General features: G+C 38.8%; 7 protein-coding genes and 2 pseudogenes. 7 read left to right on the top strand and 2 right to left on the bottom strand.

The features are described 5' to 3' along the window. Positions 1-603 precede the first annotated feature (603 nt). Positions 604-2,577 (bottom strand): PatA/PatG family cyanobactin maturation protease, encoded by a 1,974-nt coding sequence (locus F6K40_RS02755; RefSeq protein WP_365669935.1) that lies wholly within the window; start codon positions 2,575-2,577, stop codon positions 604-606. A 583-nt stretch (positions 2,578-3,160) separates the two neighbouring features. On the opposite strand from F6K40_RS02755, the gene F6K40_RS02750 reads away from it, so the two are divergent. Continuing rightward, on the top strand, positions 3,161-4,639 hold the full coding sequence (locus tag F6K40_RS02750; RefSeq protein ID WP_293131027.1) for an AAA-like domain-containing protein: 1,479 nt from the start codon (positions 3,161-3,163) through the stop codon (positions 4,637-4,639). 425 nt (positions 4,640-5,064) lie between these two features. On the opposite strand, the gene F6K40_RS02745 is transcribed toward F6K40_RS02750, so the two are convergent. Beyond that, a complete protein-coding gene (locus F6K40_RS02745) occupies positions 5,065-5,220 on the bottom strand; it encodes a hypothetical protein (RefSeq protein ID WP_293131024.1) in 156 nt (51 codons plus the stop codon). 396 nt (positions 5,221-5,616) lie between these two features. Here F6K40_RS02745 and F6K40_RS02740 point away from each other — a divergent pair, with 396 nt between their 5' ends. The 6 genes and pseudogenes from F6K40_RS02740 to F6K40_RS02710 all read left to right on the top strand — a co-directional run bounded on the left by F6K40_RS02740 (position 5,617) and on the right by F6K40_RS02710 (position 12,543). Continuing rightward, positions 5,617-8,349, top strand: coding sequence for a DEAD/DEAH box helicase (locus F6K40_RS02740; protein WP_293131021.1), 2,733 nt, complete (start codon positions 5,617-5,619; stop codon positions 8,347-8,349). 184 nt (positions 8,350-8,533) lie between these two features. After that, positions 8,534-8,743 (top strand): annotated as a pseudogene (locus F6K40_RS02735) (DUF433 domain-containing protein); the annotation flags it as partial. Continuing rightward, positions 8,740-9,071, top strand: a pseudogene (locus F6K40_RS40585) (DUF5615 family PIN-like protein). The pseudogenes F6K40_RS02735 and F6K40_RS40585, both read left to right, overlap by 4 nt. A gap of 78 nt (positions 9,072-9,149) precedes the next feature. Next, complete coding sequence (locus F6K40_RS02720) at positions 9,150-9,332, top strand: tetratricopeptide repeat protein (RefSeq protein ID WP_293131012.1); 183 nt, start codon at positions 9,150-9,152, stop codon at positions 9,330-9,332. Between the two features lie 293 nt (positions 9,333-9,625). Further along, complete coding sequence (locus F6K40_RS02715; protein WP_293131009.1) at positions 9,626-10,621, top strand: phosphonate dehydrogenase; 996 nt, start codon at positions 9,626-9,628, stop codon at positions 10,619-10,621. 350 nt (positions 10,622-10,971) lie between these two features. Beyond that, positions 10,972-12,543 (top strand): SAM-dependent methyltransferase, encoded by a 1,572-nt coding sequence (locus F6K40_RS02710; RefSeq protein WP_293131006.1) that lies wholly within the window; start codon positions 10,972-10,974, stop codon positions 12,541-12,543. Positions 12,544-12,791: the final 248 nt, after the last annotated feature.

Here is a 12,791-nt window from a genome sequence, read left to right as displayed (position 1 = left end):
TTGCAGTAACTTGACGATTTATGGGTTGAGATTGAATGGGAAGATTCATCTTTGTTTATCCTTATTTGAGAATTGATTGTTTGTTTTTAGGTGTCACGAATGTGAGGTGCGATCGGGAAAAGCCCTCCCTCACATATCCAAAACCGTAAATTATGCGCAAACTCCAGTACATGTGCCGAAAATGCATAGCCCGTAGCATTGTTTACCGCCAGGACAGCAAGATGCCAAAATACCAGTTGCTTTGATAGCGTTTGCAGTAACTTGACGATTTATGGGTTGAGATTGAATGGGAAGATTCATCTTTGTTTATCCTTATTTGAGAATTGATTGTTTGTTTTTAGGTGTCACGAATGTGAGGTGCGATCGGGAAAAGCCCTCCCTCACATATCCAAAACCGTAAATTATGCGCAAACTCCAGTACATGTGCCGAAAATGCATAGCCCGTAGCATTGTTTACCGCCAGGACAGCAAGATGCCAAAATACCAGTTGCTTTGATAGCGCTTGCAGTAACTTGACGATTTATGGGTTGAGATTGAATGGGAAGATTCATAATGTTTTCCCTCTTGATGTTTTCCCTCTTGAGTATTTCTGATTATTTATAATTAGGACTGAGACCAAGAGCGCACTGTACCAATGGTCACAGGAATTACATCACTAACATCAATGGTGAATCGAAAGACTCGGTTAGAACGTCGGTTATTTTCTGGATCGAAGAAGATTAACTTAACGTCATAACAATCAGAATCAGGGCGACAGATAGGACTTTTCTCTACGCTGATAGAATTAAGCACTCTCTGATCGCCTGCTGCCTGAGCGATCGCTACGGAAGCCTGGAAAGCATTAGTAGCGGAGAAATTCAATGCTCGCTCTTGAGGAGTTATCCCTAAATTACGATAGTCGTAATAAACTCGATTCAAATAATCTTCAATCTGAGACCGTAATCTGTCCTCTGTGATATTTGCAGCAGTTATTTGTGGCGCGACTGCTGTTACTAAAGCAGTAATAGACCAACTGTACATTCCTCTAACTTCAGGAACGATTAATGGAACAACTTGACCAGACATTAAGCGGATACTACCAGCAATATATCCTGGAACCGAGATGCGTTCGATGTTTTCATCTCCTAAATAGGAAATAAGTCGCTCATAAGCGATGCTAGCATAAGGACCAGCAGCCTTAATGGCATAGATGGGAGTAGCATCTAAATTGAGAGTCCAGATGATAGATTGAGCTTCATAAGGACGATCGCGAAGATACTGAAGCAGTGTCATATCAGGAGGCATTGCTTGGGTAAAGGAATCTCGGCGAGCTTCAGTGCCAAAATCAGTACCTAATTGGCCAATCGCATAAACTGTCTGTATAGGGCCACCGCCTCCGCAGCCACAACCTCCATCTGCTCCAGAAGGGGTAATAGAAGAAACTGTTTGATTATTGGGAGTTACCATCATGGGGTTAACTGTATTATTAGAAATATTGGTAGGCATAACTGGAGATATTTTGGCTTCTGCTGCTTGTATACCCATTGTTACTTGGGGAACAGTTGCTTGTGAACTGGCGTTAATAGCTTCAATAGGTTGAACTTGCTCTATTTCAATCTCATTGATTTCATTGTTTAACTCTTGAGGGATGTTGTTAACTTCACTCGGTTCCATCATAGCTTCTTCTAATTTATTATCGGACACTGGTTCAATTTCTCCTTTTGTAATTAGGGTGTAAGCCCCAGAAATATTCAGAATGCCCACTAAACAGCGAGCTTGATCTGCTTTTTGTACGTTACAAGGCAAAGCACTTTTGAGAATGGCTTCACGAACGCCATGGGGATCTGGCTGTTCCCCCCGTTGCAATTGAATACTGAGTAAAAGAGCCGCAATTCCTGAGACAATGGGTGTTGCAAAGCTAGTCCCAGTTTTTAGACTCGTGCCCCCGCCAGGAGTTGCACCTAATATGTTTGCGCCGAGAGCAAGAATCCCTTGACTTTGGTAAGCTTTGCCCCAATTACTAAAATCAAGGGGATTTCCTTGAGAGTTCATTGCTCCCACGGCCAGAACTGATTCCAGGGCAGCAGGAAGATGAAGACACTCGCAGCTATCATTTCCTGCTGCAGCAATGATGAGAACATTCTTTTCTTGACACAAACGAATAGCATTAGCTAGTAATTGGTCAGATTCTGGGGAAGCCGTCAACTGACCACCACTAATGTTAATAACGTTAGCTCCTGCTTCGACTGCTTGGGTAATCGCTCGTGCTAGGTCAATTTGAGAACAGGGAGCTAGATTATCTCCTTTCCCGCTACTGAAAATAGGTAGGATTAACCCACGACAATAAGGAGCGATCCCCTGAACAGAACTACCTTGTTGACCAAAGATGATGCTAGCAACATGAGTTCCATGTTGAGATGCAGGACTTCCATTAGCTGCACCAGATACTAATGTTGTAAGCTGAGTGATATTAGCTCCATCAAAGCATGGATGGGAAAGATCGACTGGTCCATCAAGAATGGCAATACATACACCAGAATCACCAAGAGATTTATTCATTAGCGAACTGAGTTCAGTTGATGTTGCAATATTAGTCACCAAGTTTTTCTCTATCCTCTTTGTTTCATAACCTCTTTGAGCTGTTTTTGTTGGCTTTTGTACTTAGCTATGAGTACAAGGTATAGGTTTTCTTTTGTCAGCACAACCAAAGTTTGTAATTTTAAGAAAAAAGATAAGGAATTAGCATTAGTAAATCCCCAAGGCATTTTCCCATCTAGATTTCAGCGATCAAAAAGTTCAGAACATCACCACCATCCCCTACCCAAATTGCTTAACTTTGGAAAAATTCCAAAGTTAAAAGTTAAGCACTGTACTTCCGGTTTCATCCCGTAGTTCATTACAATTATCTTGGTAACAGCCCATGGTATGAGCAGTTTCTTGGTCATTTGCTCATTCCCCTTAAAATTATTACCTCTGTCTATTGCTTACTGGCTATTATTTGTTGAATAAATATTCATATAGATTTTATGAGATTGACAAATCATTTGACTTGTGCAGGTAGCTAATAACAGTTGATTTTCACTATGAAGGAAAGCCTAATTATATGAACTTTTATGAGTCATACGAATAAATCCCTTACGTCTATTCTATATAGTTATGTAGATAGTCAGCAGATAGAATAATGAGTAACCATGCACGCCGGCGAGGCGTAATCTTAACTATTCAGGGCTTAAAGAAACTCAATCAGGCAAAAGCTAAGGCAGAGATTGAGCAACATTCCAAGCGCTATACTCTCGAATCTCTTAGTCAAGAAACAGGTTTAACTCCCAATACCCTCAGCAAAGTTTTTACCTGCTCGTCAGGAGTTGACAAACGGACTTTGAAATGCTGCTTCCATGCTTTTGATCTAATTTTGGCAGAGGACGACTATCTCTACCTACAGTCCAATCAAAATAATCTAGCTAAAATTAACTCAATCTCACCTACAAAAACCTACTCCTTCTTTGAACCCACCTGCAATTGTCATTTCGATATGCTGCGCGATCGCAACAATCCTTCCCCAATAAAAAAAATTATTCAACCACAAGATAATCTACAACCTCGTCTACTAACAGCACCGGGAGGTCAGATGCCTTTAAATTCTGTTTTTTACATTGAGCGTCCTATCATCAAATCCCTTGCTTACAAAAGCATCCAGAAACCAGGCACGCTGTTGAATATCCGCGCCCCCAAGCAAATGGGGAAAACCTCCCTAATAAGTCGCATCCTGGCTTTTGCTAAATCTCTGGGTTATCAAATCGTTTATCTGAATTTACAACTTGCCGATGGTGAGATTTTACAGAACCTAAAACGCTTCCTACAATGGTTCTGTGCCAGAGTTAGCAAGGAATTAGAATTTCCCAATGCGCCATCGCCAGAGGCGATGGCGCATGAGCGGATAGCTGACTTTTGGGATAGCTCCTTGGGTAGCAAATCAACTGCCACCGACTACTTCAATGATATTATCTTAGCTAACCTAGATAGTCCTCTGGTAATAGCTATTGATGAACTTAATCAGCTTTTTACCTACCCAGATATTGCTAGTGAATTTATCCAACTTCTGCGAACTTGGTCTGAGCAAGCAAAAGCAAGGGTTACAGACAATACTCTCTGGCAAAAGTTGCGACTGGTGACAGTTCATTCTACTGAAATTCTGATGCCTCGCTCAATTAATCCCTCCCTGTTGAATACTGGGTTAGTCATCAATTTACCTGAATTTACCCAAGCTCAAGTGCAGGATATAGCACAGCGGTACGAACAAGAGATAACCGAACAACAAATCAAGCAACTGATTACCCTTTTGGGCGGACATCCCTATCGGTTGCAGTTGGCGTTTTATTATCTACAGCAACAGAATATAACCCTGGAAGAACTTTTAGAAAAATCTGAGAGTGCGACTGCTTTTTATGCAGAACATTTACAACAACAATGGTCAAATCTGCAAGGCTATGATGAATTATTGCCGAGCTTTACTGAAATTGTGAACAACCCCAAACCTATAAAAATCAAACTATCCTTTGGTTATCAGTTGCAAAAGATGGGGTTGGTTAATTTGAAAGGCGATCGGGCAAGTCTCTCTTGTGAGTTATTTCGTCCGTTTTTTATGGGAGTTTTGAATTGATTCTGAGGTGGTGTTGCATTGTTATAGCAAAAGGCATTTATGCTGAGGGCAGAAGGCAGAAGGAAAAATCTTGGTTTGTCTGGGTTTTATGGTTTTGATGTGTCCTAACCTTTGCTTCGACTGGTATATTATTTTCGTTGTGGAATATGGCACTCGGAGCATCTTACTCCTTTACAGTAAAATCAGTAGGTTCGATTTTCCTTTTCCTGCGCAGCATAACAAACGGAAAAAGCGATCGCTTAACGCACTATTCATAGAAATAATTACAATTATCATTGCACCATTTTAGCTTTGTTGATACTGGACTGACACACCTAATTTTAGGCATTAGTATCCTTATTAATTTGAAAAACGAACCCGCCCCATGCTATTGCAACATTTGAGCCTGGTAAATGTTTAATAAATGACATTAATAATACTAATTCTCATGCATTAATACTACATTTCAGCTCTACTTCAACATCTAAATAGTTACTAAGATTCAAAGTCCGTTTTTGACAATTATTTAGTCGGTTAGTATAGATTTTTCCTACTTTTAATCTCTCCCGTACGGACGTTGTATGTAACGTCCCTACCCACACTCCTCACATTTCGCCATCCAATCAAATATAGTAATATTTTTGAGAAATGCTATAATATCATATCCGGGTAATTAGTGATAAAAAAGTTTTTGTTTATAGTATAGCTCTGAGCAATATCTATAGATATTACTCAGAGCTATACTAGGAAGCTCTAATTATAACTATTTAACTACATATGATATAATATCTAATCTGCTACAATTCTTTACCGAAAAATTTTGGTTTAAAACCTCCCCTTGGATAGGGGATAATAAATAAAAATTTTCATGATTAGTCAATCCTCTCCTTGAAAAGAAGAGGTAATTATTAATTATTCATTATTAATTATTAATTGTTGAAACCATATCCTGGTATTGTTTACCATGATTTTCATCTTTTTCTGCAAAACAAGTCAATATGACAGATAAACCGACGGACTATGCTGCTATTATTCGAGCTGGAAATCAATTACCTTCTCCTCCAGAATGGTTGAAAATTGGTGCGAAAATTTATTCTTCTGAACATGGTATTGGTCAAATTACGGCAGTATTGGGAAAACGTTTAATTGTAGATTTTTTGGAATGCCATAAACCTGTACATTTTCCAGATTGGCAAATAGCTATTAATGAGGAAAAAATTCATCCTAGAGATGGTGCAAATTTTAATCAGAAAAAATTAGAACAGGCAAAACAATCAAAGATTTCTTCAGCAGAAATAGAAGCTATTCCTCGACCTGTTTTTCAAAATATAGCTCAAGAATTTTTAGATAATTTATTAGCAATAGATAACACACCGCCAACTCCTGGAAAACTTTATCCTTTGCCAAAAGATTTACCAATTACTCTACAAAATTCTCTGGCTCAACAAAATATTACGGAACTCTACGAACATCAAATTGAATCATTAACTGCTCTACGGAAAGGATTAGATATTTGCATTTTTACCCCTACAGCTTCTGGCAAAACTCTTTGTTATAATCTCCCAATTTTAGAATCATGTATCCAACAATCTCAGACTACGGCATTATATATTTTTCCTCTCAAAGCATTGGCATTAGATCAGATGCAAAAGCTCGAAAAAATGGTCTCATATTTTCCTGGAAATTCTGTCAAAATTGGATTAATTACAGGCGATACTTCCTCAGAAAAAAGGAAACAATTATTTATCCCCAACCCACCCAATATTTTAGGTGTCAGCCCAGATTTATTACACTATCAACTATTTAAAATTAGAAGCAAAGATGGAGAAGGTTGGCGCAAATTTTTTCAACAACTCCGCTATGTAGTTATTGATGAATCTCATACTTATAGAGGTGCTTTTGGCGCTCATTTTGCTAACCTCATGCGACGGTTAAAAATGATAGTAGATCGAGTAGGAGGAACTTCAGAAAAATTACAATTTATCTTTAGTTCAGCTACTATTGGAAATCCCGCAGAAATGGCTATGAGATTTAGCGATCGCTCCCACCAACCGGAACGACTTCATCTAATCTCAAAAAGTGGTGCTTATACTGCTGGAAGAACTATTTTGTGTCTCGAACCAAGCGAGACTGCTAATCCTGATGCTTGTCAAATAATTCTGTCTTGGTTGCGCCATAATTTGAGTGGGATAGTATTTTGCAATTCCCGGAAAGCTATTAAAAAATTATTGGGAATAATTCAAAAAGAAGCTAATAAAAATGGAGAGGGTTATTTGGCAGATAAGGTGGCAATTTTTTATGGTTCTTTGGGGTTGGATAGGCGACAGGATATTATCCAAAAATTGCAAACTGGAATTGTCAAAGTTATCCTTTCTACTTCGGCATTAGAAGCAGGTATTGATTTACCCGAACTTGACTGTTGTTTAGTGCGTGGTTATCCAGGTAGTTTAATGTCTTGGAAACAAAGAATTGGTAGGGTAGGCAGGAGAAATCCTGGATTAGTTATGTTTTTGCCTGTAGATCAAAATCCTTTGGATAGTTTCTATGGAAATAAACCAGATTTATTACTAAATGGTGAGGCAGAAAATGCTGCTTTTAATCCAAATTATCCGACAATTTTGGGTAAACATTTAGAATGTAGTTGTGTGGAAAGTGGAGTACCTTTGAGTGAAATAACAGAACGTTTTGGAGAAGTGGCTGGAGCAATTGCCGATAGTTTATTAAAGCAGGAAAAAATCTATATTAATAAGTCTAATCAACTCTGGAGTTATGGTTATCCTCACCGGAATATTAATCTGCGCGGCCATGGTCAAACTGATGTGGAATTAATCAATATTAATACTGGGAAAAGTTTTGAAAAAATGTCAATGAGTCTGGCACATCAAGAGGTATTTCCAGGAGCAATTTATTTAGCACAAAATTATGATGGTGAGTTAATAACCTACCGTTCTGAGAATCTTGACTTAGATAAAAAACAAGCAATTTTAAAACCTTTAGGCAAGTGTAATTTAGAAACTGAAGCAAATGGTGATTTAGCTATTAAAGAAATTCAGCAACTAGCAACACCTCAAATAATTCAAACAAATATTTCCCACGCCAGATTAAGATTAAGTCTATTTTGGGGAGAAATTACCTCTTCCGTCACAGGTTATCAATTGTTTTCTACTAAATCTGAAAAAGGAGTTGAAATTATGATAGTTGTCGATGAAGGTAGCTTCGATCCTCCCTATCAAACTCAATATCAAGCTCCAGTTATTAAAGTTGAAATAAATGATGCTTTTAGTCAGGTTATACGGGAAAATATTACACAAATTAAGGAGAAAATTAAGGAGAAAAATCAAGGCATAATTCCAGATGATTTCAAAGATTTATGGAGTTGTCATCCAGATTTTATTGCATTGCATAGTATGGGGCATCAAATCAGAGCTGCTATTCCTTTAGTAGTGTTGAGTTCCAGTCAAGATGTCGAATGTTTTGTGCAGCGACAAGAAGGGGAAACTGTCGGTTATTTTTTTGATACTTGTGATGGTGGAAATGGAGCGAGTGAGGCAATTTTTAATCAACTGTTGAAGTTTGCACAGAAAGCAACAGCATTAGCCAAAAATTGTGATTGTGAATATGGTTGTCCTCGGTGTTTAACTCACCATCGTTGTCCTCAGCAAAATCGAGGTTTGCTTAAAGATTTGGGGTTGTTGTTGTTGGAAGCTTTATCCCCCCTAACCCCCCTTTGAAAGGGGGGGACTGGAGCTCCTTTGAAAGGGGGGGATTGGAGCTCCTTTGAAAGGGGGGGACTGGAGCTCCTTTGAAAGGGGGGGACTGGAGCTCCTTTGAAAGGGGGGGATTGGAGCTCCTTTGAAAGGGGGGGACTGGAGCTCCTTTGAAAGGGGGGGACTGGAGCTCCTTTGAAAGGGGGGGACTGGAGCNTCTTATAACCCCAAACAATGTGGAGGGAGACCTTGCATTCGAGGGATGCGAATTCGCGTTTCCGATATTTTAGAGATGCTGGCAGAAAATGTTAGTAGTGGAGAAATTTTAGAAGATTTTCCAGACTTGGAAGCGGAGGATATTCAAGCTTGTTTGTTGTTTGCTGCCCAACGAAGTAATATTCCTAAATTAACAGTATGAATTTTTGGATTGACGCGCAGCTTCCTCCAAATTTAGCTGATTGGTTAGTGGAAACTTTTAATGTCAATGCTACGGCTATTAGAGATTTGGGGCTACGAAATACTGAAGATATAGAGATTTTTAATGCTGCTAGAAACCCCGGGTTATTGTTAGTAAAGATAGCGATTTTGTCGAGTTAGTTACTCGTTTGGGAACTCCTCCTCAAATTCTTTGGTTGACTTGTGGGAATGTTACTAACAGAAACCTACGACGGATTTTGAGCAATACTTTTGCTGAAGCATTACGGATGCTAGAAGAGGGAGAAGCTATTGTGGAAATTGGCTATTAGTGAAAAGAATAGATGAGATGACAAAAAGATTATCTGTTTTTTCTTTTATGAATTTGATTTGTTAAGGAGATTGGGTTAATGTCGGAAGTTCAAGATGGGGCTAATAGCGTTTTTCAAAGGGCGAGAAAGTTGCAACGGGAGGGAAAGTTGGAAGAGGCGGTTCTTGTCTACAATCAAATCTTAGAAACTTCTACAAAATCTGCATGGACTTATAGCAATTTGGGAGAAACTTTGGCAAAACTTGGTAAGCTTGACTTTTGAATTCCCAATTCCCTAGCATATTTCATGTCGCGCAGCGAAAAGTTTTAAGGCTATAAAATCTAACTTTTGAATTTTGAATTTTGACTTTTGAATTCCCAATTCCCTAGCATATTTCATGTCGCGCAGCGAAAAGTTTTAAGGCTATAAAATCTAACTTTTGAATTTTGAATTTTGACTTTTGAATTCCCAATTCCCTAGCATATTTCATGTTGCGCAGCGAAAAGTTTTAAGGCTATAAAATCTAACTTTTGAATTTTGAATTTTGACTTTTGAATTCCCAATTCCCTTATAATATGAATAAAAAACCTAAAGTTGTTATTACCCATTGGATTCATCCTCAAGTTATTGATTATTTAAGTCAAACTTGTGAAGTTATTCTCAATCAAACTAAAAACACATTATCTCGTGAAGAAATTATCAATCGAACTAAAGAAGCTGAAGCTTTAATGGTATTTATGCCTGACTTTATTGAGTCTAATTTTTTAGACGCTTGTCCCCAATTAAAAGTTATTGCAGGAGCGTTAAGAGGTTACAATAATTTTGATATAGACGCTTGTATAAAACGAGGTATTTGGTTCACCATTGTTCCTGATTTATTAGCAGCACCCACCGCCGAATTAACCATTGGTTTATTAATTGGATTAGCTCGCCGAATGTTAGAAGGCGATCGCCTAATTCGTAATGGTAATTTTCAAGGATGGAAACCACAACTTTACAGTAAGGGATTATTAAATCAAACTCTAGGAATTGTAGGAATGGGAAAATTGGGAAAAGCTTTAGTTCAAAGATTAGTAGGTTTTGAAATGAATTTACTCTACAGCGATCCTATTCCCTTATCTGTAGAACAAGAAACTCTCTGGAAAATCTCTAGAGTTTCTTTATTAGAACTCTTAAAAAATAGTGATTATGTAGTGTTAATGGTACCCTTAATTCCTGATACTTATCATCTGATTAATCAAGATACCTTAGCTCAGATGAAACCAAAAAGTTTCCTAATTAATCCTTGTCGGGGGTCAGTTGTAGATGAGAAAGCGATCGCCTCGGCGATTCAATCAGGACATTTAGCTGGATATGCTGCTGATGTATTTGAGATGGAAGATTGGGCAATTTCTCATCGTCCTCAAGAAATTTGTGAGACATTAATAACAGAGAAAAATCAGACTTTTTTTACTCCTCATTTAGGTTCTGCTGTTGATGAAATTCGGCACGATATTGCTTTTGAAGCTGCCAAAAATATTGTTCAAGTTTTATCAGGAAATATTCCTCAAGGAGCTGTTCACGAACTATAAATTAAATCAAAACTGTTAATATCTGTACTTCATATACCTGGAATATCCTGTATTATGCTATAGCAATCCTAATAGGACTTACGCAAAGAAACCCGGTTTCTACGATAAATTGTTGTTTTTGACAATAAACATCTACGAGAAACCGGGTTTCTGGGTTCGCCTGGGTAAGTCCTGCCTAAATTGTTTGTGAGAATTTTTATGATATCAGATCCGGTAGTATCGTTTGTGTATAGAATTAAGTCACAATTGCCAGAAAACCTTCTGCCCTCCCCCCTTTCAAAGCGGGGTTGGGGGGATTCCTCCTGCCTTCCTTGCACCAAAGTATAAGTATTCAAGCGGACATAATATTAATGGGTAAAACAAAAAGACGCAAACAAACACCGAAAAGCATAAAATTAAATGAACCTAGAATATCAGGACTGCCATCAAGGGAATTTCCAGTAATAGAGACTAATGAACTAGATCGATCTAGTTTCTGTATTGCCAAACAGCAACCTTTTTCTCAATCTTTGCTCTGGGAATTACAGCGAGATTACTTTAACCGACGAGGTATAGATGCTTGGCGAACAGGGGAAGTTCCCCACTACATCACCAGCAACCCTACTATAGCTAACAGCTATGCCGAAATTACCTTGGCCTGTTGGCAGGATCTAAAACATCTCGTCTCCACCAAGCAACCCCTTTACATCTGCGATCTAGGAGCTGGTTCAGGTCGTTTTGCCTTCCATTTCCTGACTCGCCTCACTCACCTTTGCCAACAAGGTCATATTCCTCTCAGCAACTTCCGCTATATCTTAACCGACTTTACCCCAAGTAATCTCCAGCAATGGTCTCAACACCCCCGCTTTCAAACCTGGTTTCAGCAGGGAGTCTTAGACATGGCTCTGTTTGACATCAATCATTCCGATCAACTCACCTTGCAATACAGCGGTCAGATTCTCTCTGCCCAAACTATCCAAGGCCCCCTTGTGGCGATCGCTAATTATTTCTTCGATAGCATTCCCCAAGACCTCTACTATATCAATCGTAACCAAATCCAAGAGTGTCTTGTATCCTTACACTGTGATGTAGATCCTCAAAGCTTGAATACCTCTCAGCTACTCCAGCATTTACGTGTGCACTACGATTACCAAACCACTGCTCCCTCCGAACTCGCACCTCAATTTAGACCTCTGTTAACTCACTACCAACGCACCCTTACCAATACCCACCTGCTCTTTCCCTCAGCCGGAATGCTATGCCTGCAACGGTTGCAAAACTTATCACAACAGGGACTATTACTCCTCTCTGCTGACAAAGGCTACGCCGATCTTGCCAACCTCCAAGGCAATGCTCCTCCTCAGCTCATACAACACTACGGTTGTTTTTCCCTCAGCGTCAACTATCCCATTCTCCAAAACTTCTGTGAGCAAAATGGGGGTATCGCCCTAATGCCAGCCGTCAAGCATAACAGTATCTGTGTCGTTTGTCTAATTATGTGCGATGGAGCCAGTCGTTATTTAGAAACTCAGCGTGTCTATAATCGCCAAGTTCAAACTTTTGGCCCCGATGACTTTTTCACCATTACCAAACACGCCCGACAAACCATCGATCAGATGAACTTAGAAGCAATTTTGGCCTATTTGCGTTTGAGCTATTATGATAGTCACCAATTTGCCCGCTATATTCCCCGCTTGATGGAACTAGCTCCCAGTTTCACCGCTCAGGAAAAAGCGGCGATCGCAGAAGCAATTAAACAAGTGTGGCATCTCTATTTTCCATTGGGCGAGGATCAAGATTTGGCATACGAAATTGCTAAACTATGCTATAAAATTAAAGAATATGCCCAAGCTTTGATTTACTTTCAATATTCAACTGATATGTACGGCCAAGATAGTGAGACCTCTAACTATATAGCAATCTGTCAACAATTTCTAGATTAAAATTCCAAATTCCAAATTTGAATACACCGAATTTTCGGCAAAATATTTGGCATTTTTATCAATTATTGAAAAATCTAATTCCTGTTGCTTATTGGCCATGCTTGAAACTCAATTTTTCGGTGATGATTATGTTAAGGGAAAAAATTGCATCGGATGCTATTTTATATAGAATCCGGTTATACAGTAATTGCAAAATTACTTTCTCTTAATACAGATGTTCTACTGAATACAAATTATAGAATTCATGC

Origin of the sequence: Okeania sp. SIO3I5 (assembly GCF_010672085.1) — a bacterium.
In the GTDB taxonomy this organism is placed as follows: Bacteria; Cyanobacteriota; Cyanobacteriia; order Cyanobacteriales; family Microcoleaceae; genus Trichodesmium.
Note: the sequence above shows the minus strand (reverse complement) of the source record. Positions and strands in the feature narration are given on the sequence as shown.